Below are 26,615 nucleotides of genomic sequence, written 5' to 3' on the forward strand. Positions count from 1 at the left end.
TTAATCTGCACCTCCGGATCGTGGCTGCCTTGAAGTCCGTCCCTAACAGGACAATTTTGGTGCTGATCAGCCCTGAACTTACCGGACGCCAGATTCCCCCTCCCGGCGTCACATCAGACTCAACGTGCCAGGAGGCGCATCTTTCGTTATGACGACGTTCTCAGACCTTCATCTCGCAGCCCCGCTTCTGAAGGCCCTCGGAGAAGAAGGCTACACAACACCGACTCCGATCCAGCAGCAGTCGATCCCCCATCTTCTCGAAGGGCGTGACCTGCTGGGCCTGGCACAGACAGGAACAGGCAAGACGGCCGCCTTCGCCCTGCCGATCCTGCACCACCTGGTCTCCCGGCCTGCGGCTCCCTCACCCAAAGGCCCCCGCGCCCTGGTGCTCGCCCCCACCCGCGAACTGGTCTCCCAGATCGCCGCCAGCTTCACGGCCTATGCCCGGCATATGAAATTCAGCCACGCCGTCGTCTTCGGCGGGGTCGGTCAGCACCGCCAGGTGGAAGCCATGCGCCGCGGCGTTGACGTCCTCGTCGCAGCCCCGGGACGACTGCTGGATCTGGTCAGCCAGGGACATATCGATCTCTCGCACGTGGAAATCCTCGTCCTGGACGAGGCAGACCGTATGCTGGACATGGGTTTCGTAAAGGACATCCGCCGCATCGTCTCGATGCTGCCCGAACAGCGCCAGACGCTCCTGTTCTCCGCAACCATGCCTCCGGCCATTGCCGGGCTGGCAGACGCACTGCTGAAAAACCCCGCCCGCGTCGAGATATCCCCCCCGTCCAGCACGGTGGACCGTATCCGCCAGGCCGTCATGTTCGTTTCCGCAACGGACAAGAAAGAAGCCCTGAAAACGCTGGTGAATTCCCCCAAGGTGGTGCGCGCCGTGGTCTTCACGCTCATGAAGCACGAAGCCAACAAGGTCGCGCAGTTCCTGTCCGGACACGGAATCCCGGCCGAAGCCATCCACGGCAACAAGTCACAGAGCGCGCGTGAACGCGCGATGGACGGCTTCCGCTCCGGCAATCTCAAGGTGCTGGTCGCAACCGATATCGCCGCACGCGGCATCGATGTGGACGACGTCACGCACGTCTTCAACTACGACCTGCCGAACGTCCCGGAAAGCTACGTCCACCGGATCGGCCGGACAGCCCGCGCAGGCCGGGAAGGCTATGCCGTCTCCCTGTGCGATCCGGAACAGCGCGCTTGGCTGCGGGATATCGAGAAAACAATCGGCAAGCCCGTGCCTGTCATACGGGAACACCCCTTCCATTCGGATGAGGCCGAAAACTCCCGCCAGCGCCCGCCAGTTCTCGGCGGCGGCGGACGCGGACGTGGCGGCGGCGGTGGTGGCGGACGCCCTCAGGGCGGACGCGGCAACGGACCGCAGGGACGCGGCGGTCGCCAGGGTGGCCAGCAGGGACGCCCGGCAGCACGTCGTCCGGCCTGAAACATCCGGACAGACCGGATCACCCCACCCGGAAGACCGTGACGCGCCTCGTGTCCCGGTCTTCCAGCTCCCGTATGGTGGGAACATCCCGGACAAACAGTGGCGTCATGTTCTCTGCCGGGCAGTAGTTCCGGCCGGGATCCGCCAGCAGAACCGGAATCTCACGGGCGCGGCGCAGAAGCCACGGCATGATATGCGCCGTCATCGGCGCCTCATAACAGACATCCCCGCACAGGATGATGTCCCAGCGTCCCTGGCACTCCGGGTCCGGTAAAGCCGCCATATCCTCACACAAAGCCCGAACCGTCACACCCGACCGCTCCGCATTCACACGGACAGCCTCGACCGCCAGCGGATCGATCTCCGCCGCCTCAACGGACGCTGCTCCGGCCAGAGCACAGGCAATCCCCGCCAGCCCGCAGCCAGCCGCAAAATCAAGAACCCGCAATCCGGCCACGACAGACGGCTCATCCAGAACATATCGCGCCAGAGCCTGAGAGCCCGGCCAGGCAAAGGCCCAGAACGGCGGCTCTGCTCCCGCCTCCTCAAGCCACGCCTCAGATGCCTGCCAGACCGGCGTGATCTCGGTAGCCAGACGCAGAGGGATCTCCGGAACCAGAGACGTGCGGCTCTCTTCCGTCACGAAAAAAATAAAATCCCGCGCCTCCATCAGCGCGCAGCCTTGCCATGCCGCCTGACAGGCCAGACAACCGGGATGAGATGCCCCCCGGCCCGTCGGAACCGGACCTGACCGGAAGCCGCACTCCCCGTCCCCGACAAACCAAGCGCAGCAGCCACGACCTTCATGCGATACTCCTCATTCAGCGTATCCGTATGCGAGTGATAATCACCGACCGCACGAAGAACATCGCCATGTTCCTCACGGATATACGTGCTCAGGACAATCGCGGCAGCCCTGATACTGAAGCACGGATCATGAATGAGACGCTCCGCCGTCTCCGGAACGGAAACATGCGTCGCCGCAGCCAGAGGAAGAACCCATCGCGTGTTGATCTGCATCAGCCCCAGATCAGCCGATCCGTCCGTGTTCCGGCTGACCAGGCCCGGACGTCCGCCTTCCACCTGACTGATGGCCGGAAGCGCCTTTGAAGGCAGATGATACTGCGCCGCGGAGGCGAGCATGCAGGCAAGAATAACAGGCGGCACGAAAGGTTTTCCTCTCCGGGGCAGGAATGTCTCAGCCCCGGCCGGATTATACATGTAAAATCCGGCACTCAGATATACGTATAGTGCATGTAGAATATGTTGCCAGATTTGCCGGTCCGCGACAGATAATAAGCATCCTAACTAAACCCTCTGCCACGGATTCCCGCCCTGAGTGCATCGCCTCCACATATGATCCCGTCCGGCATCCCCGGAACCGGACGCCGGGAGCAGGAGCGGCTGTTCAGCCTCACTCTCGTACGCCTGGCCGCAGCCTGGCGCAGGGAGATCGATCACGATCTCAGCAGCTACGGACTGACCGACGCCTCGTGGAGACCGCTGTTCTATCTCGACAGCCTGCCGCCGCCCGTCCGCCAGACAGACCTAGCCCGCGCCATGTCGGTCGAAGCCCCCTCCCTGGTCCGCCTGCTGGTGCTGCTGGAAAAAAAAGAACTGATCAGCCGGCAGCCGGACCCTGATGACCGGCGCGCACGAATCGTCTCACTCACCGCCAGAGGCCGGAGCATCGCCGCAGCCGTCGTGAAAACGGCAACCGATATCTCCGCACAGCTCCTCGGCAACGTCAGCTCCCGGCAGCTCACCGAAAGCCTCAGCACCTTCGCGTGCATCTGCGAGACCATGCAGGCCCGACGGGCAGACGCGTCACAGGACACGGAAACACCCTGATGACCTCAGCCACGTCCGCCGCCCCCCCGGAACGGCGCTTCCTCCCCCGCCTGAACGAGACCTGCGAAACCATCATCCGGGAACTGACGCCCACGGCGGCCTACGCCATACGCGCCTCCCTCGCCTGCGGCCTTGCCCTGTGGATCGCAGCCTTCTGGCAGCTCCGCTCCCCGCTCTCCGCCGTCACGACGGTTCTGATCGTCGCCAATCCCGTCTCCGGCGCCCTGCTCTCCAAAAGCGTCTGGCGTATCCTCGGAACGATCATCGGCGCGTCCCTGGGCATCATCCTCATGTCCGCCTTCCCGCAGCAGCCCATGCTGTATTTCGCCGCACTCGCGATCGCCATCGGCATCGCCTGCTGCGTCGCGACACTGCTGCGCTTCTTCAAGGCCTACGCCGCCGTACTCTCGGGCTACACCATCATCATGATCTCCGCCGGAGCCTTCGCAGACCCCGACGGCATCTTCATGTCCGCAGTAGACCGCCTCTCCGTCGTCACAACCGGAATCATCAGCACCGCCATCGTGTTCATGATCACGACCGGCGGACGCTCCCACCTGGTCCTGCTGCGCGTCCACACCCTGCTGCGCGACGTGCTCTCCCATTTCGTAACCCTCATCCCCGAAGAGGAAGACAACCGTCCGCGGGAAGATGAGGAAGGACAGGACGGCGCGTTCCGGGGCATGGACACGGAACTCTACACAACCCGCTCCAGACTCCTCGCCCAGACCGAAACCCTGATCCAGGCCGTGGAATTCGCAGCGGCAGACAACGTGGATATCCGGCATCGCGCGGCCTCCCTGCGTGTCGGAATCTCCCGTCTGCTCGGTATGCTCAGCGCACACCACCCCGCCTGGCGCGACATGAACGGCAATGACAGGGACCAGGTCCGGCAGGCCCGGCAACTCTCCGCCAGCGTGATGGAAGACATCTCCTCCATTCCGGCAGACGCACTGCTCAGGGGAGATAACGGCAAAATCTCCTCCCGAATCGCAGAAGCCCAGTGGAAACTGAACCGCCTCGCCGATGAGGCAACAGACAGCGTCTCACTCGCCGCCATAGACAGCGAGCGGGATATCATCATGGAACTCGGAGAAGCCTGGGCCTGTCTCTCCGGAGAAGACCCCGCACGCAACATCCGGCTCCAGCCCTTCCTCGAATGGCCCGCAGCCCTGCGGAACGGCGCACGCGGCACAACCGTCACCCTGCTCGCCTGCCTGATCTGGTACACCTTCCACTGGAGCAACGCGCCCCAGATGATGCTGTTCCTGCTGCCCGGCTCCTGCCTGCTGGCCACCGCGCCCTCAGCAACCAGAGCCTCGGGTATGCTGGCCTCAGGCGTCGCCTTCGCCATCCCCGCCAACCTCGCCTTTCACACATTCGTCCTGCCGCGCATCGACGGATATCCGATGCTCTGCGCCTCGCTGATCCTCTTCCTGCTGCCGGGAATATGGATCCAGTTTCACCCGAAATACTCCCTGCGCGGCTTCGGATACGCCGTCTTCTTCAACGCCATGACATCCGTGGGAAACCCCGTCGTCGCCAACGACCTCTCCCTGCTCAACGGATATCTGGCCTTCCTGATCGCCGCCATTCTCCTCACCCTCGTCTTCAAGGTCGTGCTCCCGGTGGATCAGCGGCTCGACTGCGCCCGGATCATCTCATCCCTCACGAAATCCGTGCAGAATCTCGCACGCGCCTCCTCCGGAACCGTTACGGCCTGGACAGGCTGGGAACATCTGCAGATGCAGAAAGTCCTCCGCCTCACACAGCGCCTCTCCTTCTTCGCCCCGGCCGCACGCATCTTCGAAGTCACGGATGCCGCCTTCGCCGCCGTCTCCCTGGGCCGCGTGATCATGAGGCTCCAGGCCCTCCGCCACACCCTGCCCAAAGACACTCCGGAACTGATTCCGCTCAGCCGCGTCTTCGATTCATTCCGCTTTCTTCACACAGACCCGCTGAAGACAGCAGCAGTCTGCCAGGACGAGGCCCGCGCCGTGCTCGATACGGAAAACATGATTTCAACCCCGGCCCACGCCCGACGCATGGCAGCCTGTATGATTCAGGCCGCACATCTTATCGACGCCGCGCCCGGTTTCTTCCATAAGGGCGGTCCGATGCAGTATCCGGCAGACCACCCCGGATCTGACCACTCTCTCCGGAGTCTCCCGGCGGGCATGACGCGTCAAATCGTTACGGAACCACTCTGAGATGCTGACCGAGTTCAATCTGTTCGGTGTATTCATGGCGCCGATCGTGGTCTATGCACTGGCCGCCGTGCCCCTCACCATGCTGTCGCGCTTTATTCTGTGGCGAACAGGCCTCATGAAATGGTTCTGGCATCTCGCGCTGTTCGAGCTGTCCCTGTACGTCTGTATCCTGTGCCTGCTGGTTCTTTACGTCTGATCTTCTCAACAAAGGGTGCTGAGTCACTGTCATGCCTCTCCTGCGCACGCTGATCCGGGTCCTGCTGACCCTCGCCGTCGTGGCCGTCGCCATCGTTCTGGGCATTACGCTGTGGGACACATACATGATCGCCCCCTGGACCAGAGACGGAAGGGTGCGCGTCTATGTCGTCGATATCGCGCCGGAAGTCTCGGGAACCGTCGTCCAGATCCCGGTGGTTGATAACCAGTTCGTCCACAGGGGCGATCCGCTCTACGTGCTCGACCCGGTCCGCTTCCGCCTCGCCATCCGCGAAGCCCAGGCACGGCTCGACGGCGCGCTGGAAGATCTGAAGCTCAAGCAGAACGACGCCCGCCGCCGCATGGGCCTGGGCGGCATCGTCTCGGCCGAAGAGCAGGAAGTGTTCAACTCCAGCGCCGCCACGCAGATCGCCGCCGTGGACGCCGCACGCGCCGCCCTCGACGTCGCGAAACTGAACCTCCAGCGCTCCGTGCTCTATTCTCCCGTCAACGGCTACGTCACGAACCTCAACCTGCGCGTCGGAGACTACGCCACCGCAGGAACCCCGAGAATGGCCGTGATCGACTCCGATTCCTACTGGGTCTACGGCTATTTCGAGGAAACCAAGATGTGGGGCGTCCATGTCGGGGATGAGGCACGGATCAAGCTGATGGGATACAAGGACATCATCCCCGGACACGTCATCAGTATCGCCCGCGGTATCAACGACACCAACGGAAACCCCGACAAACTCGGCCTGCAGGACGTGAACCCCATCTTCACATGGGTCCGCCTCGCACAGCGTATCCCGGTCCGTATCCATCTCGACCGCGTGCCCGAAAGCATCACCCTCGCCGCAGGCATGACCGCAACCGTCTCGGTCGGCCCCGTCTCCGAAACACGCCGGGGCCGCCTCGCGGGCTGGCTCCAGGACCATCTGTGAGGCCGGGGCAGGAATGAACACCACCGGACACACCACCTCAGAGGACAGGCCGCCGCGAAAGCGCCGGAGCCTGAGGCAGCGCACGGCCCGTATGCTGAGCCTCACCTCAGCCCTGTGCCTCCTCTCCGCCTGCATGGTCGGCCCGAATTTCCAGCCGGACAGAATGAAACTGCCCAAGGAGTTCAGGGAGGCCGCAGAAGGACATCCGGCAACACCGGAAGAAATCGAACGCACGAACAAGGAAATGCTCGAGTGGTGGTCCGGCTTCAGGGACCCGCTCCTGACAGACCTCGTGCAGCAGGCCATCAAGGGCAACTACGACCTGCAGATCGCAGCCCAGCGCATCCTCGGTGCCCGGGCCATGCGCGACAAGGCCGCATCCGCCTGGTATCCGCAGTTCGACGTCAACGCAGGCGGCGGAGACGTCCGGTACTCCATCAACATTGATAACTGGCCGATGCGCCCGGGCACACGGCCCCAGCACCCGGGCGCATCCATGATCACATACGGCGCGACCGCAAGCTGGGAAATCGACGTCTTCGGCCGCATCCGGCGCAGCGTCGAAGCCTCGGAACAGGAAGTCATGGCCAGCATCGAGGGCCGCCGCGCCCTGCTGATGACGCTGCTCAATGAACTCGCCAATGACTACATGCTGCTGCGCGTCACGCAGCTGCAGATCAAGATCGCCACGGACAATATCGCCGTCGCAAAAGACTCACGCGACCTGGCCAACCATCTCTACGCACAGGGCCTCGGAAACACCCTGCAGACAGCCCAGGCCCAGGCCGAGCTGGACAGCCAGATCGCCGCACGCGAACCGCTCAAGACCCGCGTGTCCCAGGTCACGCACGCCATCTCGGTGCTGCTGGGTAAGATGCCGGGGGAACTGGAGGATCAGCTCAAGATCGTCCACCCTCTGCCGACAATACCGGAATTCCCGGCCACCCTGCCCTCGGTCGTCATCGCAAACCGCCCCGATATCCGGCAGGCCGAACGCGAATACGCCGTCTCAATGGCACAGATCGGCGTCGCCGTTGCCAATCTGTACCCCCATTTCGTCGTGCCGCTCACCTTCAATCCGAACGCATCAGCCGTCTATCAGGCCTTCCAGGTCAACGGCATGAGCTGGCAGTTCCTGCTCATGGCAACCATGCCCCTGTTCCACGGCGGAAAACTCACCGCAGAGGTCCGGGCCGCACAGGCAACCGCAGAAGCCGCACGCCTGACCTACCGCAAGACCGTCCTCAACGCCTTCCGCGAAGTCGAGGACGCAATGGCTGCCTGGCATGATGACGAGGAATACGCAGAACAGCTGCACAAGGCCTCGGATGACACGAAACTCGCCAGAGACCGCGCCCGCAAACTCTACGGCGCCGGACTGATCGGCTTCCTCGACGTCCTGACCGCAGAACGCTCCACCCTGGTCGCACAGAACCAGGAAGCTCTTGCACGGCTCGAAAGACTGCGTGATGCTGTCAATCTCTACAGCGCCCTCGGCGCCGGCTGGAAAGGCGTCGCCCTGACAAGCAGCACCCTTCCGGTCTCCCTCGAAACCCAGAACATACTGGCCCGGACTTTCCGCCAGTAAAGTCCGTACCCTGAAGGATGCAGCCGTATATGCCCCCGTGGAAACGCCGCATGATCTCTGTCGCCGTCTGCCTCATCGCGGGTTTCGCACTGGTCGTAACGCCCCTTGCCGCCCTGATGGTCAATCCCGGATATGACGGAAACGGCGTCACGCTGCGCGTCCTGCTGTGGATACCGGTGCTCGGCGGAGCCGCCATGGTCGTCACCGGCTTCCTTCTCCTGGGCCGCCCCCTCCCGATGGACAATACAACCCCAGACAAAGACGCTTTCTGATTTTTCCGATTGAAATCTAAAAGTTATGGTTTTTCTTATCTGAAACTATAGCGGGTTTTCCACAGTTCCGGTAATCTGGAGGGGAAAGGCCTGACTTCACGTCAGTCCTGCCCTGAATGCTCAGGACGAACAGGCTGTAAAAGCCTGATCCGAAAAGGCCATCTCTGGTGAGACGCACCCGGAACAACCAGGATGCCAGCAGCACCCCGCCTCAGGCTATTCAGCCCTACGGGTGCCTCCTGACATGCGCACGACACGACCTGTCGGTCCGCCGCTTCTCCGATAACTGCGCCGACTTCCTCAGGCTCAATCCGCTCCGCCAGGGCATGGAACTCGGCTGCCTCCTCGGCCCGGAGACGGTCCACCGCATCATCAACGCCGTCTCCGTCAGCGTCGCGCTGCAGCGCCCCGCCTTCCTCTTCGGCGTGCCTCTCCCGGACGGACAGGTCTACGATGTATCGGTCCACCTGTCCGGAGACGAAATCGTCACGGAATGGGAACAGGACAGCTCGGGAGACAGCAGCACCGAAGCCCTCGCCCATCTGCGGACCATGACCGACCGCGTGCGTAACGTCGGAGATCTGGCCTCGCTGTGCGATCTGGCCGTCAGACTGCTGAAAAACGTCCTCCGGTACGAACGCGTCATGATGTTCAGGCTGCAGGACGAGGACACAGGAGAGATCATCTCCGAAGCCCGCTCTCCTCCCCTGGAAAGCTTTCTGAACAAGACATTCCGCCTCTCCGATCTCTCCCCCGGCGCAAGCGCCTCGTCCCGGACCTCCCTGATCCGTATCCTGCGCGATTCAGAGCAGGAGATCATCAGAATCAACGGAGACGATCTCCCGCCGCTGTCGCTGCAGGCAAGCCAGCTCGGCTGCGCCCCCGAAGAGTTCACGGACGGCATGCGCCTGCTCGGCGTGCGCGCCTCACTGACCATCTCGCTGGTCGTGGACGGCACGCTCTGGGGCGTGCTCATCTGCCACAGCAGCAAAAGCACGACACCCGCCCTCTCCGAGCGCATCATTACGAAAATATTCGGCGAATTCGTCGCCCTGAGGATCATGGTCATCCTCCGCACCGGCCGCCTGATGGCCACGCACAGGACACACAGCCTCGCAGACCGCTTCCTGCGCGACGCCGCCTCCATGACCGATATGCTGTCCTATCTGCGCGGACATATCCGGGAACTGATGTCCTTCATCCCCTGCGAAGGCATCGCCACCCTCACCCGCGGAGAATGGGCCGCCACCGGCCTCGTCCCGCCCGAAAGCGAATGCTCCTCCCTGCTCAGACTGGCCTATGAGAAAGCCGGATCCCGGATCTGGCACACAAGCCACCTGTCCGGAGATTCCGAAGGAGAGATCTCCTTCCTGCCGGATGTCGCAGGCGTGCTCATCCTGCCCATCTCCCCGCAGCCCGAGGACTATCTCTTCCTCTTCCGCCAGGAAACCGTCCGGACCGAACACAGGATCATCCGCACGGGAGCGAAACCCGGAATCGCCAGCGAGGAAATCCGCGGAGAGAGCGTCAAATGGACTGATGACGAGCTGGAAATCGCCGGTGTCCTCCGCTCCTCACTGATCGAAATCCTCGCGGCCTATCACCAGCAGCAGATGCTCAGCGAGGAAAACGCAGACCTCCGCCAGCGCATGCTGAACGAGGAACTCAATCACCGCGTCAAGAACATCCTCGCCGTCGTGCAGTCCCTGTTCGCCCGCCCGGTCCCCGAAGGACGCACGGCAGAAGCCCAGCTCGAAGCCCTGCGCGGCCGCGTCAGCGCGCTCGCAGGCGCGCATGACCAGCTGGTCCGCGCAGGCAACGGCGGATGGCTCCGCACCCTGCTGGAAAACGAACTCACGCCCTACAATATCACCTCGGACGTGATCACACTCAGGGGACCGGATCTGTGGCTTACCGGCCGCTCCCTGTCCGTCTCCGCCCTCGTGTTCCACGAACTGGCCACGAACGCCGCAAAATACGGCGCGCTTTCCTCACGCGAAGGCAGGCTGGACGTCCGCTGGTTCCACGATCCGGCAACCTCCCGCTGGGTGCTGACATGGAGCGAAACCGGCGGACCGCCCGTAAAACCACCCACCCGCACCGGCTTCGGCTCCATGCTGATCCGCCGCGCCGTTCCCCATGAACTGGACGGAACCGTCGATGTGAACTTCCGCAAGGAAGGCATGTTCTTCCGCTTCGAAATCCCAGAACGCCACGCATGGCTCGCAGGGGAGGAGGAGCAGACGGGTGCCGAACGCATCAGGCCCGACAGCCCCCCGCCGCAGATCCCCTCCGACGCCCTCGCAGGAGCCTCGGTTCTGATCGCGGAGGATCACCTGCTGATCGTCATGGAAGCCGAACAGGCCATCGAAGCCGCCGGCGCCTCGGTCTGCCGCTCCGTAGCCTCCGTCTCCTCCGCCCTGGCCGCACTCAACAGCCTGCGCCCGGACGTCGCGGTCCTTGACGTCAATCTCGGAGACATGTCCTCCATCTCCCTCGCCCGGATCCTCAAAAGCCGTGGCATCCCCTTCCTGTTCACAACAGGATACGCAGACCGGACCGCCATCCCGGACGACTTCAGAGACTGCCGCATTCTCCGCAAGCCCTACTCCATGGCAGCCCTGATCTCCGAACTCGCCGCCCTGCGCACGGAAAATCAGAACCCGGGTAATCTCCCGGAAGATACGGAGCACATGAAAAGCGCGTGACCTGCATGCCCGTCACAAAGCACCGCCTGCTCACCTTCGGCTTCCTTCTGTGCTGCTGCGCCTGCGTCTCCCCGGGAACCCCTCCGGCAGATCCCCCGTCCGAAGCTCCGGCAGCAGGCCCCGTACTCAGCATCTCCCCCCCGCCCGCCGGAAACTCTGCCGCAGCAGCGGACGACATGCGTATCTTCGTGCAGACACGCGCCCTGCAGGGCTCGGAACGCTGGGCCCTCGCACGCCATGATGCAGATCTGACAACCGCACATCTCCTGGACGACTATTCCTGCGCCGCAGGTCTCAGGCTCGACGCCGCAGACCTTCCCCTCGTGACAGACCTCATCACACACGCACTCACCGTCGTCCGGGCGCACGTGTCGGAACAGAAAAAACACTGGAAACGCCTCCGCCCCGCCGCCGTCACCGAACTGCCCGTCTGCACGGATGACCGGGAGAAGCTGAAACTCAGCTACTCATACCCCTCCGGACACGCCTCACGAGGATGGATGACAGCCTTCGTCCTCGCCGATCTCCTGCCGGACCAGGCCGGTCCCGTCATGGAACGCGGACGTATCTTCGCACAAAGCCGGGTCGTCTGCGGCGCACACTGGAATACCGACATCATCGCAGGCAAGAAAACCGCAGCCGCAGTCTTTGCATCCGTCCGCAATACCCCGTGGTACAAAAAGGAAGCGGAAGAGGCCCGGTCAGAACTCGCGACAGCACGGACTCGCCCCACACCCCCCGACCCCGCCGCCTGCACCACCGAACACAACGCCGCCCGCACCTCCTGGTAACAGATCCCCGCGCGGCATGGACGCATCACAGACCGTCTGATATGCCGGATCGCCCGCTGAACACCACACAGCGGCAGCAGCGAGAGACGGGATGACGGACAAGACGGGAATCAACAGCCTCCGGCACGGACCGGATGCCTCAGGACATTTCGGCGGAAAATTCGGCGGACGCTTCGTCGCGGAAACCCTGATGCCGCTCCTCACCGATCTCGAAGCCGCCTGGACACACGCAAAAACAGACCCCGCCTTCCGCCGGGAACTCGATTTCTATCTGCGTGACTATGTCGGCCGCCCCAGCCCGCTCTGGCTCGCCCGCCGCATGACCGAAGAACTCGGCGGCGCGAAAATCTACCTCAAGCGCGAGGAGCTCAACCACACCGGCTCCCACAAGCTCAACAACGTCATAGGGCAGATCCTTCTCGCCCGCCGCATGGGCCGGACCCGGATCGTCGCCGAAACCGGAGCAGGACAGCACGGCGTGGCAACCGCCACGGTCTGCGCCCTGTTCGGCATGAAATGCGTGATCTACATGGGCGCGACCGACGTCTCCCGCCAGGCGCCCAACGTGTTCCGCATGAAACTCCTGGGAGCCGAGGTCATCCCCGTCACAGCCGGGGCCGGCACGCTCAAGGACGCAATGAATGAGGCGATGCGCGACTGGGTCGCCAATATCGCCGATACCTATTTCCTCGTTGGCACGGTCGCAGGCCCCCACCCGTATCCGGAAATGGTCCGCGATTTCCAGAGCGTCATCGGAGATGAGGTCCGCACCCAGATGCAGACGGCGGAAGGCCGCCTGCCCGACATCATCGTCGCTGCCATCGGCGGCGGCTCCAACGCAATGGGTATCTTCCACCCCTTCCTGGACGACGCGTCGGTGCGCCTGATCGGCGTGGAAGCCGCCGGATGCGGTCTCGACAGCGGCAGAACCGCCGCCTCCATCCAGCGCGGGCGCCCCGGCGTGCTACACGGCAACCGGACCTATCTGCTCCAGGACGAAAACGGACAGATCGACGAGGCCCACTCCATCAGCGCAGGCCTGGACTACCCCGGTATCGGCCCCGAACACTCCTGGCTCGCCGATATCGGCCGCGCGGAATATGTCGGAGCAACAGACCAGGAAGCCCTGGACGCCTTCACCTTCTGCACCCGGACCGAAGGCATCATCCCCGCGCTCGAATCCGCACACGCCATTGCCTACGCACGTAAAATCGCACCGGAACTGAGCCCGGACACCCTGCTGGTCGTGAATATCTCCGGCCGCGGAGACAAGGATATCAACACCGTCGCCGAACATCTGGGAGTGAAACTGTGAGCCGCATCGCCCGTCGTTTCCAAGCGCTCCGGGCCGAAGGCCGAGGCGCGCTGATCCCCTATGTCGAAGCCTGCGATCCGGATTTCGAAACCTCGCTCGCCCTGCTGAAAGCCATGCCGGAAGCCGGTGCGGACCTGATCGAGATCGGCATGCCCTTCTCAGATCCTTCCGCAGATGGCCCTGTCATCCAGGCCGCCGCCCTGCGCGGGCTGGCCGCAGGCGCCACACTCGCAAAACTCTTCGATATGGTCAGAGCCTTCCGCACGGATGATCAGGAAACACCCCTGATCCTGATGGGATATCTCAACCCCGTTGAAAGCTACGGCTACGAACGCTTCTGCGCCGACGCATCCGCCGCAGGCGTGGACGGCCTGATCATCGTCGATATGCCGCCCGAGGAATCCGGCCCGCTGGAACGGTTCACAAAACCCGCCGGCCTCGACATGATCCGCCTGATCGCCCCGACCACAACAGACGAACGCCTGAAAACCGTGCTGAACCACGCCTCAGGCTTCGTCTACTACGTCAGCATCACAGGCATCACCGGAACCCGCTCCGCCAGCACGGAAGACCTCCGGGCCGCACTCCCCCGCCTGCGCGCTGCAACAGACCTCCCGGTCGTGATCGGCTTCGGTATCCGCTCCCCCGAACAGGCACGGAACGCCTCACGGATCGCAGACGGCGCCGTCGTCGCCTCCGCCCTCCTCGCCACACTCGCAAAAACACTGGACGCCGATAACAGGAAAACGGACACAACCGTATCCTCAGTCCTGTCGCAGCTCCGTGACCTGGCCACAGCCGTCCGCGCCGCCTGATATGCCCTCAGACAAGACCGAAGGCTGCAGCAGCTGCGTTCCCGAAGACGGCAGCGGAACAAAAACTGTCACACAGCCGGATAAGACCGCCCTGCTCAACCGCCTGAAACGGCTGGAAGGGCAGATCTCCGGTATCAGAAGCATGGTGGAAAAAGACAGATACTGCGTCGATATCCTGACGCAGATATCCGCCGCCCGCGCCGCACTGGACGCCGTCAGCGTCAGACTGCTCTCGGATCACGCAAAAGGCTGCGTCCGCCGCGCCGTCATGCAGGACGGCGGAGCCGCAGAGCTGGACGAACTCCTTGGCGTCATCCGCAAGATGATCCGGTAAAACCGGAGCCGGATAACCGGTCCCGGTTCAGTACCCCCGGAAAAACCTCAGGCCACGGTCCGTCCTTCCGGACCGGCCCAGATCCGCCGCAGAAGAGCCAGAGACTCAACACACGCAGCAGCAGCCTCGCGCCCCTTATTGTGCGGATCCTCGCGAGAACGATCCACCGCCTGATCCTCGGTATAGGTCGTCAGAACACCGAACGCGATCGGCGTGCTCGTCGCCAGAGACGCCTGCATCATGCCGACCGTCGCCCCCAGGCTGATAAACTCGAAATGAGCCGTATCCCCCTTGATCACGCAGCCAAGACAGATCACGCCCTCATACCGCGTGGTCCGCGCCAGACTCTGCGCCAGAAGCGGCAGCTCAAACGCCCCCGGAGCATAATAGATATCCTCCGGCGCAACCGTAATCCCGTGCTCACCCAGCCACTCGATCGCGCCATCGCGCAGACCGCCGGTAATATCCTCGTTGAACCGGCTGACCACAATCGCAAGGCGCGGCATGGGAGACAGATTAAGATCCGGCTGGGAAGTCGTCTGACGTGTGCTCATAAATAGTTCCTGTTACTTCACTGTTGCCGGCTGCACGGAGTCAGCACGCAGAAAATGACCCATCCGAAGCCGCTTGGCCTCAAGATAGGCCCGGTTAAAAGGGTTGGGCGCAATCTCAACACCGATCCGGGACCGCACGGTAAAACCACGCTGCTCCAGAGCCGCCACCTTGTCGGGATTGTTCGTCAGCAGATCCAGCGTCCGCACCCCCAGATCCCGAAGAATGGACGCCGCCGCAGACCAGTCGCGCGTATCCGTCGCAAATCCCAGCCGGTGATTGGCATCAATCGTGTCCAGCCCGCGATCCTGAAGCGCATAGGCCCGGATTTTGTTCCCAAGCCCGATCCCCCGCCCCTCATGACCGCGCAGATAGATCAGAACACCACACTCCGAAGACCGCAGCCGGTCCAGAGCCGCATGAAGCTGCGCCCCGCAGTCGCAGCGCATCGACCCCAGAACATCACCCGTCACACACTCCGAATGCAGCCGCACGACCGGAACACCCTGAGACGGATCTCCCTTCACGACAGCCACATGCTCCGTGCCATCCGTATCGCGGAACGCATGAATCACCAGATCATCACCGCCATAACTGCTCGGAAGCGCCGCCTCCGCCAGCTCCGCCGTGACCGTCTCCTCGCCCGCAGCCACAGCCGCAGGCATCACAACCTCCGCCGTGCCATGCTCACGCACCCACAGCGTCAGCTCCTCAATCGAGAGAATGGGAAGCCGGTGCCGCACCCCGAACCGCTCCAGCTCCGGCCGCCGCGCCATCGTCCCGTCATTGCTCATGATCTCGCAGATCACGGCAGCAGGCGCACATCCGGCCAGACGTGCCAGATCAATCGATCCCTCCGTATGCCCGTCACGGGCCAGAACACCCCCCGGAACAGCCCGCAGCGGGAAGATATGCCCCGGCATCACAAGATCGGACGGCCCGGCATCCGGAGCCACCGCCGCCAGAACCGTCCGCGCCCGGTCATGCGCGGAAATCCCGGTCGTAACCCCCTCGGCCGCCTCGATGGACACGGTAAAGGCCGTGCTGCGCGGCGCCGTGTTCAGAGCCGTCATCATCGAAAGACCAAGCTGATCCACACGCTCGGGCGTCAGCGGAAGACAGACAAGACCACGCCCGTGCGTCACCATGAAATTCATCGCTTCAGGCGTCATGAATTCCGCAGCCATCACGAGATCACCCTCGTTCTCACGGTCCTCATCATCAACCATGATCACCATACGCCCGGCCCGGATCGCCTCAATGGCGGCAGCCAGACGCGGCGGAACCGCAGACGCGGCCCCCTGCTTCATCTGTTCAGACATAGGCTCTCCACATATTTCGCGATGACATCAACCTCGATATTCACCGGATTTCCCGGCGTCAGAGTGCCAAGCGTGGTGTGCTCCCAGGTGTGCGGAATGATCATCAGGGAAATCACGAAGGTCTCCGCTTCCGCCTCACCGCGCAGCGCGTTCAGCGTCAGACTGATCCCGTCAATCGTGACAGATCCCTTCTCAACCATATACCGCCGCAGGGACTGCGGAACAGAAAACAGAAGCTCCCGCGCCGCACCCGCATCCGTGGCCGACACAAACGCCGCCGTCCCGTCCACATGCCCCTGCACAATATGACCCGACAGCCGCGTGGACGGCGTCACCGCCCGCTCGATGTTCACCCGGTCCCCGGCCCGCAGACGGCCAAGCGCCGTCCTGTCCAAAGTCTCCCGGCTGACAAAAAAGCGGATTTCAGTCCCGCTGATCCGCACCGCCGTCAGACACACGCCATTGACGGCAATGCTCTCACCCTGAACCGCATCAGCCGCGCCGGTCTCGACAACAAGCTCACAGGACTCATCCCCGGGCAGAATATCCCGGACAGTCCCCAGATATTCTATGATCCCTGAAAACATACAGCAGCCTCCTCCGAACCGGCCTCAGATACGGAACCGGTCTCAGATACAAAAAGGGACAGGGCAGACACATCATGACGGCTGCGAACCCGCAGCACCTCACTCCCGTCCTCACCGGACACCCGGTCAGACCGGACTGAAACCGTCAGCCAGTCATCCCAGACCTCCGCATCACGCAGCGCCGTCAAAAGCCCCGGACCGGCCTCAACCAGAGCCCAGAGCCGCCCGGTCCGCGCAATCATCTCCGGCAGATCACGCACGTCACGGCAGAAACACAGATCAGAGCGCGCCTCCGCCCGCGCACGCCACGCAGCTGGAACCCGGCGCTCATCACCGCAGACAACCAGCAGACGCCGGACCTCCGCATGATCCGGAACCCGGCGCACATCCAGCCCCGGACAATCCGCCAGAACCGTGCCGGTCCCGGTCACGACGGCATCCGTCGCCCGCCGCAGCTCATGCGCCAGCGTCAGAGCCCGCTCCGACGTGAACGTTGTCTGCCCGGCCGGCGGGATCATCGATCCCGAAACATCCAGAGCCTGCTTGACACTGATCCAGGCCCGCCCGTGCACGGCACGCCAGACAAACGGCGCGATCAGAGCCCGGCACGCCGCAAAAAGCTCCGGCGCGCCCCCATGCTCCAGCCGGCAGACCTCCCTGCCCGCCTCGCGCAGCCGCGCAGCCCCCCCGCCCGCAACACGCGGATCAGGATCAGCACAGCCGATCCACACGGTCCGCACCGGAGAAGCGAGAAGAGCCTCGGAACACGGCGGCGTCCGACCCGTATGATTGCACGGCTCCAGCGTCACCACCGCCGTCACGACCCGGGACATCATACCCAGAGCCTGCGCCTGCGCCAGAGCCCGCGCCTCGGCATGCATCGTCCCCGCCCGATGATGCGCGGCAACCGTAAGGATCACCCCGTCCTCATCAAGCAGCGCACAGCCGACAGGCGGATTGGGCGCGGTCGCACCGACAAAACGGCGCGCCTCATCAAGCGCCGCATAAAACGCCGCCCGAACCGGTCCCGTTATCTCTGTACAGGTGGAAATCATCCGCCCGCCTCGCATCCATAACAACACGCGTAAGCAGGGCACGCAGTACGGCTGTGCAGACACGACTTCCCCGCAATAAGAGGGACTCCCGCCACCGCCTGCCGTTCTCTTTCATCCGGACTATACCGTCGGCTCCGGAATCACACCGGATCTGCTGACCCCGCCGAAACGGGCGCTCGCGGGCTTACGGATCATCTCCGATTACCGCCGGTGGGGAATCACACCCCGCCCTGAGAACGCATCCCGGTCGAAATGACCGGGAACTTCCTTTTATAAAAGGGGATGCCATCCCCCGAAGTCAAGAGCCCCGATCCGGAGCTCCCTCAGACAGGCCCGTTCTCAGCTCCGGGGAACGGAACCGAGGAACCTCTCCACCGTCTGCCCGATCACGATATCAGGACGCACGTTTTTCACATAATCCCTGTCAATTTCAGACTGTGTAAAAAGATGGAACTCCCGGAAATAGGTCGAGAACCAGTATCCGAGAGACGCCTGAGACATATAGTCATTCATGAAAGAATTGCCGAACGCGACAACCCGCTCAGGGAACGGAGCCTTCTCATTGCGGAAAACCGACCGGCCGCCGGTAAACCGCCCCGGCTCAGGCAGAATCTGATCCACGATCTGACGATGATCGAAAAATGACGGATGCGCCGTCCGGCTGCACACCTCATAGATGTCATGCCCGAACATCCGTTTTCCGACATCTCCGTCCGTGATGTACTCAATATTGAACAGAGCCGGAACCATATAATATTCGGAAATCTTCCGGCAGCATTCCTTAAAGACAGCATGCCCCCCGGCCGGCCTGAAATGCGTGTCGATCTTGCGGAACGCATTCGCAAAACCGATCTCCTCAATCGCCTTCACGCCGGAAACATAATGCCCGGACAGATCACTCCGGGCGATCCGGCGCTCAAGCGCATGCAGAAGCGGAGAAAGAACGGAACCGCGCCCGTCATACTCCTCACGCAGCACGGACAGCTTGTCCGGAATCACGACCTGAATGAACCGCGCATCAACACCGCGGCAGAACTCAAGCCGGTCCTCACAAAGAGCCGCCCACTCATCAGCCTTCTGATGAATGGCAGAATCGCCGTAATCCTGATCATACATCTCAAGAACACGGTTGGACCCGCGCGTCAGGAACAGATGACCATCCCTGCCGACCTCACACTGAAGATCAGCCGAAAACGTGCCCGTACGGACATAAAACGGAGAGATGCTCTTACGGATATCAGCCTGAGGATTCACCTCGGCCCCACCGTTATTGAGAGAAGAAAACGCAGACAGTTCCGCGTAATAGATATCCTGCCCGATGTTCTTCTTCTCATTGAAGATATACATCTCGATCTCTTCACGAGACATCCCCCGGAAATCCTGGAGAATGGAAGAAAATACGCCCATCTTGACCGTATTGATCGTCGTGTCGGGAATATGGACATCAAAACGACCCGAATTTCCGGTATAGAATATTTTTATTACACCGGAAATGACATCATAAAGCGTGAAATGCTCCTGAGTCGTCAGTGTAAAGGCACAGTCGCCAAACCCGGCAGAGGAAAGATCAGGCCGCGGAAGAACGTTCTCCCCATAGCCGATAATCTGTCCGTTCTTCTCAACCTCGATAATCCCCGTACTGCCACCGTCATAAACCCAGCCTGAAATATGATCCGGACCCTTAAAGGAATCGATCGAACTCTTAATCACCGCAGTCTCCCCGCCTGAATCACGGACACATCCGCGCCCCTTTATTCGTGTCCCCTTATGATACAATCCCCCCGTAATTCCAATCATCCGCAGGGCAGGCACACCCCCTATGCCCGCAGCACCACCCGCCCTATAAGCGCACATGCTCAGAAGCTTTCTCACCGTCGGCGGCTGGACCATGCTCAGCCGGATCCTCGGACTGGTCCGCGATCAGATCCTGGCCGCCCTGATGGGCGCCGGGCCGATGCAGGACGCCTATCAGGTCGCCGTCCGCCTGCCCAACATGTTCAGAAACCTGTTCGGAGAAGGCGCCCTCAACTCCGCCTTCGTGCCGCTCTTCACCTCAACACTCACGACGGAAGGAGAGGAACAGGCCAGGTCATTCGCCCGGGAGGCCCTGACGCTGCTCTCCCTCTGGCTGGTCCTGCTCTGCATCCTGGGCGAGATTTTCATGCCGCAGATCCTGAGCTTTATCGCCCCGGGTTTCTCTGCAAACGGCGGACGCCTCGATCTCGGCGTGACACTCAGCCGCATCACCTTCCCCTACCTAGTCCTGATCTGCGCCGCCGCCCTCGTCTCAGGCGTCCTCAACGGCCTGCACCGCTTCAGCATCGCCGCCGCCGCATACATCATGTTCAACGTCGTCGGCATCTTCTTCATCCTCTGCCTCACCCCCTTCATGGCCTCCGCAGCCCACGCCGCCGCCTGGGGCGTCACCGCCTCCGGCGTCGTCCAGCTCGGCCTGCTGCTTTTTGCCGCAAAACGCGCCGGATTCAGCCTCCTGCCCGTCCTGCCCCGCCTCACCCCCAGGGTGAAACTGCTCATGAAACGCCTCGGCCCGGGCCTGATCGGTAGCGGCGCGACACAGATCAACCTCACCATCAACACCATGATCGCAACGCTCCTGCCCTCCGGAAGCGTCTCGCTGATGTATTTCGCAGACAGACTGAACCAGCTTCCGCTCGGCGTCCTCGGCGCAGCCGCCGGAACCACGCTGCTCCCGGTCCTGACAAGACACGTCGCGGAAGGCGACGAAACTGCCCTGCACGCCGCACAGAACCGCGCCATCGACTACGTGATGATGCTCACCCTGCCCGCAACCGGCGGCCTCATCATGCTGGCCGCACCGATGATGATGACGCTGTTCGCACACGGCTCATTCACGACACATGATGCGAAACTGTCCTCACAGTGCCTGCAGGCCTTCGCACTCGGCCTGCCCGCCTTCGTCATGGTCAAGGTCCTCTCGCCCGCCTTTTTCTCACGCGGAGACACCGTAACCCCGGTCCGGATCGGCTTCCTCACGATGGGCGTCAATATCGCCCTGAACCTGGTCCTGATGCACCCGCTCGCCCATGTCGGACCCCCGCTGGCCTCCAGCCTCTCAGCAACAGGCAACGCCGTCATCCTCGGCATCCTCCTGAAAAGACGCGAAGCCCTGCGGATCGATCCCGTCACCCGGGCACGCCTCCTCGTGATGCTGATCTCCTCAGCCGTGATGATGCTGGTCCTCGCAGGACTGACCCGCCTGCTCCCGGATTTCAGCTCCCTGCACGTCATCGGGCGCATCCTCCTGCTCGGCACCGAAATCGGGATCGGAGGCGGCGTCTATCTCGGCCTGATGCACAACGCCGGAATCCTCGACACCTCACGCATCACCGCAAGGATCACACGCCGCCTCAGCCGGAAATAAACGTCTCCGGACAGACCCGGAGACGGCAGGAATGATGGAGCGGACCATGCCCCCGCCCCACATCCAGATAATCCGACGCCGCCAGAGCCTCTGAAAGATAGGCCTTGGCCAGACGGACACTGTCCGTAACGCCATAGCGCGGCAAAAACGCCGCAATGGCCGCAGACAGCGTGCAGCCCGTCCCGTGATCATTCCCGCTCTCGATGCGCGGCGCCGTCAGTTCCAAAATCCCCTCCGGTCCGCACAGAACATCCGTACTGACATCACTGCCCCCCAGATGCCCGCCCTTAAGCAGAACCCGGCGCGCACCCGTCTCCAGAAGCGCCAGAGCCTCCTGCCGCATGACCCCGGCAGACCACGCCGGACGCCGGCCAAGCAGAACCTCAGCCTCAGGCAGATTGGGCGTCACCACATCACAGCGCGGCAGCAAAAGCGCCTTCACAGCCTCCACCGCATCCGGCGCCATCAGCGCATCCCCGCTCTTGGCCACCATCACCGGATCAAAAACCACATTCCCCGGCCGGTACCGGTCCAGACAGGACGCAATCGCCTCCACAATCCCCGCAGTCGCAACCATGCCGATCTTGACGGCATCCACACGGACATCCTCAAAAACCGCATCAAGCTGATCCCTGACAAAATCCGGCTCAAGAACCACAGACCCGCGCACGCCACACGTATTCTGCGCAACAACACAGGTGATAACCGACATCCCGTAAACGCCAAGCGCCGAAAAAACCTTCAGATCCGCCTGAATACCGGCACCCCCGCTCGGATCGGTTCCGGCAATACTCAGAATGTTCGGAATCATGCCGCCCGCTCCGCCGCATCAAGCCATACACGGACCTGCGTCTCCGGATCCTCCTGCAGCACGAAATCGGAAACGGCCGCCACACAATCCGCCCCTGCTGCCATACAGGCCGGAACACGCGCCGCAGTAATCCCGCCGATTGCAACAAGCGGCCTCTCACCGATCAGCCCCTTCCACTCCGCAAGCCGCTCCGTCCCCTGCGCCCCCCAGATCATCTTCTTAAGCGTCGTCGGCCAGACCGGCCCGAGCGCAACATAATCGGGCTCCAGAGAAAGCGCCCGGTCAAGCTCCTCATGACTGTGCGTGCTCACGCCAAGCCGCAGACCGGCACGGCGAATGGCCGCAATATCCGCCGTATCCAGATCCTCCTGACCAAGATGCACCCAGTCCAGAGCCTCATCCGCCGCAATCTGCCAGTAATCATTCAGAACAAGACTGACACCATGCCGCCGCGCCAGTTCCTTCGCCTGCCGCACCTCACGCAGCAGATCCTCCGCCCCAAGATCCTTGATCCGCAGCTGAATGAACCGCGCTCCCGCCCGCCCGAGACGATCGATCCACACAGCCCGGTCAACAACCGGGCAGATTTTCTGAGGAAGTTTCATCATACCAGACACGCCTTCCCCAGAACCGGCGTGGAAGGAGACGCCATGTCACGCTCCTCCATCGGAACCGCATCCCGCGCCAGACGCCCCGCATCAACCGCAAGCCGGAAAGCCCGCGCCATCGTCACGGGATTTCCCGCCTTCGCAACCGCCGTATTGATCAGAACCGCGTCATATCCCATCTCCATCGCCCGCGCGGCATGGGACGGAACACCAATACCCGCATCAATCACCAGCGGCACATCCGGAAAATGCGCCCGCATCATCCGCAGACCAAACGGATTATTCAGGCCCTTTCCCGATCCTATCGGCGCGCCCCAGGGCATAAGCACCTCACACCCGACAGACAGAAGACGCTCCGCCACGACAAGATCCTCCGTCGTATAGGGAAACACCCTGAACCCCTCCTCACACAGGATCCGCGCCGCCTCCGTCAGGCCGAAAACATCAGGCTGAAGCGTGTCGGAATCCCCGATAACCTCAAGCTTAATCCAGTCAGTTTCAAAAACCTCACGCGCCATATGCGCCGTCGTCACAGCCTCCCTCACCGTATGACACCCCGCCGTATTCGGCAGGACAGGTACGCCAAGATCCCTGGTCAGAGACCAGAACCCCTCCCCTGCCCGGCCGCCGGCAGACTCCCGGCGCAGGGAAACCGTCACGACATCCGCACGCGCCGCACGGACAGCCTCCGCCAGACTCTCCGGAGACGGATACTGCGCCGTGCCCAGCATAAGCCCCCCCGCCAGCTCCGTTCCGTAAAACCGCATACTCAGCCTCCCTGCATCGGAGACAGGATTTCCACCCTCATCCCCTCCCCCAGACACTGGTCCCCCCTGAGCCCCGCCGGAACGAACAGACCATCCACAGCCGTGGCAATCCGCCCGGTGGTATAGCCAAGCTCCTCCAGAAGCCCGCTGAGCGTGTAAGAGGAAATCTCACACTCATCGCCATTGACCGTAATTTTCATGATCTCTCTCCACATACCAGATCCGCAGCCCTCCGCGCGCAGTCCGGCGCAAGCAGAAACCCGTGGCGATACATGCCATTGACGTAAACAACCCCGTCCCGCTCCGTCACACGCGGCACGTTATCGGACCAGGACGGACGCAGACACGTGCCCGTCTCGATAATTTCCGCCTCCGAAAAGGCAGGATGCAAAGTCCAGACCGCCCCCAGAAGCTCGCTCATCGAACGCAGCGTGATCCCGCCCTCATGCTCGCTCTCGATCATCGTCGCTCCCGCCATGAACACATGGTCCGCACGCGGCACGATATAGACGGGAATACGCGGATGCAGCAGCCGCACCGGACGCTGCAGGGACACATCCGGACAGCGCAGCACAAGCATCTCCCCCCGCACACCGCGCAGGGATGTCAGGACACCGCGCGCCGCCAGACCCCGCGCATCCACGATCCGCCCGAACACCCCCGGAGGCACATCCGGACAGTCACACACGATCCGCGCCCCGCCGCGCTCCAGAAAAGACACCAGCGCCGCAAGAGACCGCCGGGGATCAAGATGCGCCTCCTCCCCGAAAAACAGCCCCTTCGCAAAACGCCCGGCCAGATCAGGCTCAAGCTCCGCAATCGCCTGCGCGCCCACCTCCTCAAACCCGGACGTCCGGCTGCCGAAAGACGCCAGCTCACGCACGTCTCGCGGCGGCGCGACAACCAGCGTCCCGCGCCGGATCACGCCGGGAACGAACCGCTCCCACCAGTCGATCGCCCCCGCAGAACGCAGCACGACCTCCTGAGGTGCGGACTCCGCCTCACACCAGGGCGCAAGCATGCCCCCGGCATTTCTGGACGCCCCGCTCCCGGGCCGGGAGGCGGCTTCCGCAACCGTCACCTCCACCCCCCGGCTGACCAGTTCCGCAGCAACACTCAGACCCGCCACACCGCTGCCGCGAACCAGAACGGACAGACTCACTCCTGAGCATCCACCGGCATGTAAAGCGCGCCGCCCTCCTGGAATTTCTGCGCCATGGCCGCCATCCCCTCCTTCTGAACTTCCGAACGGATATCGTGCGAAATCTTCATGGAGCAGAATTTCGGACCGCACATCGAACAGAAATGCGCAACCTTGTGCGCCTCCTTCGGCATGGTCTCATCATGGAAAGACCGCGCCGTGTCCGGATCAAGCGACAGATTGAACTGATCCTCCCAGCGGAACTCGAACCGCGCCCGCGAAAGCGCATCATCACGGATCTTCGCCGCCGGATGCCCCTTGGCCAGATCCGCCGCATGAGCCGCAATCTTATAGGTAATCACACCAGTTTTCACATCATTGCGATCCGGAAGACCAAGATGCTCCTTCGGCGTGACATAACAGAGCATCGCCGTGCCGAACCATCCGATCATGGCCGCACCGATGCCGCTGGTGATATGATCATATCCCGGCGCAATATCCGTCGTCAGCGGACCAAGCGTATAGAACGGAGCCTCGCCGCATTCCCGCAGCTGCTTGTCCATATTCTCCTTAATCCTGTGCATCGGCACATGACCAGGACCCTCGATCATCACCTGGCAGTCCTTCTTCCAGGCAACCTGCGTCAGCTCGCCCAGCGTCTCCAGCTCCCCGAACTGCGCCGCATCGTTCGCATCCGCGATCGACCCCGGCCGCAGACCATCACCCAGAGAGAACGACACGTCATAAGCCCTGCATATATCACAGATTTCCTCAAAATGTTCGTAGAGGAAATTCTCCTTGTGATGATGCAGACACCAGCTCGCCATGATCGAACCGCCCCGCGACACGATGCCGGTCACACGATCTGCCGTCAGAGGCACATAACGCAGACGCACACCCGCATGAATCGTGAAATAATCTACACCCTGCTCGGCCTGCTCGATCAGCGTGTCACGGAAAACCTCCCAGGACAGATCCTCGGCAATCCCGCCCACCTTCTCAAGCGCCTGATAGATCGGAACCGTCCCGATCGGCACGGGAGAATTCCGGATGATCCAGTCGCGGATGTTGTGAATGTTCCGCCCCGTGGACAGATCCATCACCGTATCCGCACCCCAGCGGATCGCCCAGACCATCTTGTCCACCTCCTCCGCCATGGAGGACGTCACAGCCGAATTGCCGATATTCGCATTAATCTTCACAAGAAAATTGCGACCGATGATCATCGGCTCACATTCCGGATGATTGATATTGACCGGAATGATGGCCCGCCCGCGCGCAATCTCCTCACGCACGAATTCCGGCGTCACATAATCCGGAATCGCCGCCCCGAAACTCTCGCCATCCCGCACGGCCTCCGATCGCAGACGCTCCCGTCCGAGATTCTCCCTAATGGCAACAAACTCCATCTCCGGCGTGATGATCCCCGCCCGCGCATAGGCAAGCTGCGTCACCGCCCGCCCGGCCACCGCCTGCCGCGGCTGCACCCGCACGGGAAATTCCGGCGTCAGACCAGCCCCCGTCGCAAAACCATTATCCTCAGGACGGACGGCACGCGCCTCGCAGTATTCCGTATCCCCCCTCGCCGCGACCCACTCCTCACGCAGCCGCGAAAGACCCGCATCAATGCTGATCCGCGCCGAAGGATCGGTATAGGGCCCGGAAGAATCGTAAACCACCACAGGCGGCTCACCCGCCGAAGGATGCAGCGCGATCTCGCGCATCGGAACGCGGATATCCGGATAGACCGTACCCGGCCGGAAAATTCTGGAAGAAGCGGGCAGCGGCCCGGTGGTGATCTTCTGCGTGATAATCTCTGCCGGAGACAGAGTATCCCCGGGAATATGACCGGTTTTCATGACATGAGACTCCTTCGCTCTGCGCATCGGA

The 26,615-nt window shown here is 62.5% G+C and carries 26 protein-coding genes and 1 riboswitch; of the genes, 13 read left to right on the forward strand and 13 right to left on the reverse strand.

Annotated features, from left to right (window positions below; all coding sequences use genetic code 11):
- Positions 1-148 precede the first annotated feature (148 nt).
- Positions 149-1,456 (forward strand): DEAD/DEAH box helicase, encoded by a 1,308-nt coding sequence (locus LOC54_RS00815; protein WP_279311918.1) that lies wholly within the window; start codon positions 149-151, stop codon positions 1,454-1,456.
- A 19-nt stretch (positions 1,457-1,475) separates the two neighbouring features.
- Here LOC54_RS00815 and LOC54_RS00820 read toward each other — a convergent pair whose 3' ends face one another.
- A complete protein-coding gene (locus LOC54_RS00820; protein WP_279311919.1) occupies positions 1,476-2,126 on the reverse strand; it encodes a methyltransferase in 651 nt (216 codons plus the stop codon).
- The gene (locus LOC54_RS00825) at positions 2,126-2,623 is read right to left on the reverse strand and encodes a lytic transglycosylase domain-containing protein (protein ID WP_347709375.1); all 498 of its coding nucleotides are present in this window, start codon (positions 2,621-2,623) and stop codon (positions 2,126-2,128) included. Before LOC54_RS00825 ends, LOC54_RS00820 begins: the two co-directional genes overlap by 1 nt.
- A gap of 189 nt (positions 2,624-2,812) precedes the next feature.
- On the opposite strand from LOC54_RS00825, the gene LOC54_RS00830 reads away from it, so the two are divergent.
- The 11 genes from LOC54_RS00830 (at position 2,813) to LOC54_RS00880 (ending at position 14,479) form a co-directional block, all read left to right on the forward strand.
- Positions 2,813-3,307: a MarR family winged helix-turn-helix transcriptional regulator gene (locus tag LOC54_RS00830; RefSeq protein ID WP_279311920.1), complete on the forward strand. Its 495-nt coding sequence runs from the start codon at positions 2,813-2,815 to the stop codon at positions 3,305-3,307.
- A complete protein-coding gene (locus LOC54_RS00835; protein ID WP_279311921.1) occupies positions 3,307-5,517 on the forward strand; it encodes an FUSC family protein in 2,211 nt (736 codons plus the stop codon). The genes LOC54_RS00830 and LOC54_RS00835 overlap by 1 nt, the downstream gene beginning before the upstream one ends.
- 1 nt (position 5,518) lies before the next feature.
- A complete protein-coding gene (locus LOC54_RS00840; RefSeq protein ID WP_279311922.1) occupies positions 5,519-5,713 on the forward strand; it encodes a DUF1656 domain-containing protein in 195 nt (64 codons plus the stop codon).
- A gap of 31 nt (positions 5,714-5,744) precedes the next feature.
- Entirely contained in the window at positions 5,745-6,656 is a 912-nt protein-coding gene (locus LOC54_RS00845) for an HlyD family secretion protein (RefSeq protein WP_279311923.1), read from the forward strand.
- 91 nt (positions 6,657-6,747) lie between these two features.
- Positions 6,748-8,244 (forward strand): efflux transporter outer membrane subunit, encoded by a 1,497-nt coding sequence (locus LOC54_RS00850; protein WP_279311958.1) that lies wholly within the window; start codon positions 6,748-6,750, stop codon positions 8,242-8,244.
- A 29-nt stretch (positions 8,245-8,273) separates the two neighbouring features.
- The gene (locus LOC54_RS00855; protein WP_279311924.1) at positions 8,274-8,516 is read left to right on the forward strand and encodes a hypothetical protein; all 243 of its coding nucleotides are present in this window, start codon (positions 8,274-8,276) and stop codon (positions 8,514-8,516) included.
- 167 nt (positions 8,517-8,683) lie between these two features.
- On the forward strand, positions 8,684-11,224 hold the full coding sequence (locus tag LOC54_RS00860; RefSeq protein WP_279311925.1) for an HWE histidine kinase domain-containing protein: 2,541 nt from the start codon (positions 8,684-8,686) through the stop codon (positions 11,222-11,224).
- A 5-nt stretch (positions 11,225-11,229) separates the two neighbouring features.
- Positions 11,230-12,015 carry a phosphatase PAP2 family protein gene (locus LOC54_RS00865; protein ID WP_279311959.1) on the forward strand — a complete coding sequence of 262 codons (786 nt, stop codon included), beginning with the start codon at positions 11,230-11,232 and terminating at the stop codon, positions 12,013-12,015.
- 91 nt (positions 12,016-12,106) lie between these two features.
- On the forward strand, positions 12,107-13,330 hold the full coding sequence (trpB, locus tag LOC54_RS00870; RefSeq protein ID WP_279311926.1) for a tryptophan synthase subunit beta: 1,224 nt from the start codon (positions 12,107-12,109) through the stop codon (positions 13,328-13,330).
- The gene (gene trpA, locus LOC54_RS00875) at positions 13,327-14,145 is read left to right on the forward strand and encodes a tryptophan synthase subunit alpha (RefSeq protein ID WP_279311927.1); all 819 of its coding nucleotides are present in this window, start codon (positions 13,327-13,329) and stop codon (positions 14,143-14,145) included. The genes trpB and trpA overlap by 4 nt, the downstream gene beginning before the upstream one ends.
- 1 nt (position 14,146) lies before the next feature.
- Positions 14,147-14,479, forward strand: a complete 333-nt coding sequence (locus LOC54_RS00880; RefSeq protein WP_279311928.1) for a metal-sensitive transcriptional regulator — start codon at positions 14,147-14,149, stop codon at positions 14,477-14,479.
- 47 nt (positions 14,480-14,526) lie between these two features.
- On the opposite strand, the gene ribH is transcribed toward LOC54_RS00880, so the two are convergent.
- From ribH to LOC54_RS00905, 5 genes are all read right to left on the reverse strand, one after another.
- Complete coding sequence (gene ribH, locus LOC54_RS00885; RefSeq protein ID WP_279311929.1) at positions 14,527-15,033, reverse strand: 6,7-dimethyl-8-ribityllumazine synthase; 507 nt, start codon at positions 15,031-15,033, stop codon at positions 14,527-14,529.
- Between the two features lie 12 nt (positions 15,034-15,045).
- Positions 15,046-16,353 (reverse strand): 3,4-dihydroxy-2-butanone-4-phosphate synthase, encoded by a 1,308-nt coding sequence (ribB, locus tag LOC54_RS00890; RefSeq protein ID WP_279311930.1) that lies wholly within the window; start codon positions 16,351-16,353, stop codon positions 15,046-15,048.
- Positions 16,338-16,940: a riboflavin synthase gene (locus LOC54_RS00895; protein ID WP_279311931.1), complete on the reverse strand. Its 603-nt coding sequence runs from the start codon at positions 16,938-16,940 to the stop codon at positions 16,338-16,340. Before LOC54_RS00895 ends, ribB begins: the two co-directional genes overlap by 16 nt.
- Positions 16,922-17,995 (reverse strand): bifunctional diaminohydroxyphosphoribosylaminopyrimidine deaminase/5-amino-6-(5-phosphoribosylamino)uracil reductase RibD, encoded by a 1,074-nt coding sequence (ribD, locus tag LOC54_RS00900; protein WP_279311932.1) that lies wholly within the window; start codon positions 17,993-17,995, stop codon positions 16,922-16,924. Before ribD ends, LOC54_RS00895 begins: the two co-directional genes overlap by 19 nt.
- A 99-nt stretch (positions 17,996-18,094) precedes the next feature.
- Positions 18,095-18,237: riboswitch (FMN riboswitch) on the reverse strand.
- A gap of 97 nt (positions 18,238-18,334) precedes the next feature.
- Positions 18,335-19,705 (reverse strand): hypothetical protein, encoded by a 1,371-nt coding sequence (locus LOC54_RS00905; RefSeq protein WP_279311933.1) that lies wholly within the window; start codon positions 19,703-19,705, stop codon positions 18,335-18,337.
- A gap of 142 nt (positions 19,706-19,847) precedes the next feature.
- On the opposite strand from LOC54_RS00905, the gene murJ reads away from it, so the two are divergent.
- On the forward strand, positions 19,848-21,398 hold the full coding sequence (gene murJ, locus LOC54_RS00910; RefSeq protein ID WP_279311934.1) for a murein biosynthesis integral membrane protein MurJ: 1,551 nt from the start codon (positions 19,848-19,850) through the stop codon (positions 21,396-21,398).
- Here murJ and thiD read toward each other — a convergent pair.
- Genes thiD through thiC form a run of 6 tightly spaced genes read right to left on the reverse strand, consistent with a single transcriptional unit; the run spans position 21,385 to position 26,584 of the window.
- Complete coding sequence (gene thiD / locus LOC54_RS00915) at positions 21,385-22,209, reverse strand: bifunctional hydroxymethylpyrimidine kinase/phosphomethylpyrimidine kinase (RefSeq protein ID WP_279311935.1); 825 nt, start codon at positions 22,207-22,209, stop codon at positions 21,385-21,387. The genes murJ and thiD overlap by 14 nt on opposite strands.
- Positions 22,206-22,817, reverse strand: a complete 612-nt coding sequence (locus tag LOC54_RS00920) for a thiamine phosphate synthase (RefSeq protein ID WP_279311936.1) — start codon at positions 22,815-22,817, stop codon at positions 22,206-22,208. The genes thiD and LOC54_RS00920 overlap by 4 nt, the downstream gene beginning before the upstream one ends.
- Positions 22,814-23,584, reverse strand: coding sequence for a thiazole synthase (locus LOC54_RS00925; protein ID WP_279311937.1), 771 nt, complete (start codon positions 23,582-23,584; stop codon positions 22,814-22,816). The genes LOC54_RS00920 and LOC54_RS00925 overlap by 4 nt, the downstream gene beginning before the upstream one ends.
- A 2-nt stretch (positions 23,585-23,586) precedes the next feature.
- Positions 23,587-23,784, reverse strand: coding sequence for a sulfur carrier protein ThiS (gene thiS / locus LOC54_RS00930; RefSeq protein WP_279311938.1), 198 nt, complete (start codon positions 23,782-23,784; stop codon positions 23,587-23,589).
- A complete protein-coding gene (locus LOC54_RS00935; protein WP_279311939.1) occupies positions 23,781-24,746 on the reverse strand; it encodes an FAD-dependent oxidoreductase in 966 nt (321 codons plus the stop codon). Before LOC54_RS00935 ends, thiS begins: the two co-directional genes overlap by 4 nt.
- Complete coding sequence (thiC, locus tag LOC54_RS00940; RefSeq protein WP_279311940.1) at positions 24,743-26,584, reverse strand: phosphomethylpyrimidine synthase ThiC; 1,842 nt, start codon at positions 26,582-26,584, stop codon at positions 24,743-24,745. The genes LOC54_RS00935 and thiC overlap by 4 nt, the downstream gene beginning before the upstream one ends.
- Between the last annotated feature and the right edge of the window lie 31 nt (positions 26,585-26,615).

This window comes from Acetobacter sp. AN02, from assembly GCF_029759835.1.
Classification (GTDB): Bacteria; Pseudomonadota; Alphaproteobacteria; order Acetobacterales; family Acetobacteraceae; genus Acetobacter.

Excerpts from the sequence above, each read along its gene's own strand:
- ribH (WP_279311929.1), bottom strand. The coding sequence starts at position 15,033 with ATGAGCACACGTCAGACGACTTCCCAGCCGGATCTTAATCTGTCTCCC.
- trpB (WP_279311926.1), top strand. The coding sequence starts at position 12,107 with ATGACGGACAAGACGGGAATCAACAGCCTCCGGCACGGACCGGATGCC.
- thiD (WP_279311935.1), bottom strand. The coding sequence starts at position 22,209 with ATGATTCCGAACATTCTGAGTATTGCCGGAACCGATCCGAGCGGGGGT.
- murJ (WP_279311934.1), top strand. The coding sequence starts at position 19,848 with ATGCTCAGAAGCTTTCTCACCGTCGGCGGCTGGACCATGCTCAGCCGG.
- LOC54_RS00830 (WP_279311920.1), top strand. The coding sequence starts at position 2,813 with ATGATCCCGTCCGGCATCCCCGGAACCGGACGCCGGGAGCAGGAGCGG.
- LOC54_RS00845 (WP_279311923.1), top strand. The coding sequence starts at position 5,745 with ATGCCTCTCCTGCGCACGCTGATCCGGGTCCTGCTGACCCTCGCCGTC.
- LOC54_RS00920 (WP_279311936.1), bottom strand. The coding sequence starts at position 22,817 with ATGATGAAACTTCCTCAGAAAATCTGCCCGGTTGTTGACCGGGCTGTG.
- LOC54_RS00840 (WP_279311922.1), top strand. The coding sequence starts at position 5,519 with ATGCTGACCGAGTTCAATCTGTTCGGTGTATTCATGGCGCCGATCGTG.
- LOC54_RS00820 (WP_279311919.1), bottom strand. The coding sequence starts at position 2,126 with ATGGAGGCGCGGGATTTTATTTTTTTCGTGACGGAAGAGAGCCGCACG.
- thiS (WP_279311938.1), bottom strand. The coding sequence starts at position 23,784 with ATGAAAATTACGGTCAATGGCGATGAGTGTGAGATTTCCTCTTACACG.
- LOC54_RS00855 (WP_279311924.1), top strand. The coding sequence starts at position 8,274 with ATGCCCCCGTGGAAACGCCGCATGATCTCTGTCGCCGTCTGCCTCATC.
- LOC54_RS00865 (WP_279311959.1), top strand. The coding sequence starts at position 11,230 with ATGCCCGTCACAAAGCACCGCCTGCTCACCTTCGGCTTCCTTCTGTGC.
- LOC54_RS00895 (WP_279311931.1), bottom strand. The coding sequence starts at position 16,940 with ATGTTTTCAGGGATCATAGAATATCTGGGGACTGTCCGGGATATTCTG.
- LOC54_RS00850 (WP_279311958.1), top strand. The coding sequence starts at position 6,748 with ATGCTGAGCCTCACCTCAGCCCTGTGCCTCCTCTCCGCCTGCATGGTC.
- thiC (WP_279311940.1), bottom strand. The coding sequence starts at position 26,584 with ATGAAAACCGGTCATATTCCCGGGGATACTCTGTCTCCGGCAGAGATT.
- LOC54_RS00880 (WP_279311928.1), top strand. The coding sequence starts at position 14,147 with ATGCCCTCAGACAAGACCGAAGGCTGCAGCAGCTGCGTTCCCGAAGAC.
- LOC54_RS00835 (WP_279311921.1), top strand. The coding sequence starts at position 3,307 with ATGACCTCAGCCACGTCCGCCGCCCCCCCGGAACGGCGCTTCCTCCCC.
- LOC54_RS00925 (WP_279311937.1), bottom strand. The coding sequence starts at position 23,584 with ATGCGGTTTTACGGAACGGAGCTGGCGGGGGGGCTTATGCTGGGCACG.
- LOC54_RS00815 (WP_279311918.1), top strand. The coding sequence starts at position 149 with ATGACGACGTTCTCAGACCTTCATCTCGCAGCCCCGCTTCTGAAGGCC.
- ribD (WP_279311932.1), bottom strand. The coding sequence starts at position 17,995 with ATGATTTCCACCTGTACAGAGATAACGGGACCGGTTCGGGCGGCGTTT.
- ribB (WP_279311930.1), bottom strand. The coding sequence starts at position 16,353 with ATGTCTGAACAGATGAAGCAGGGGGCCGCGTCTGCGGTTCCGCCGCGT.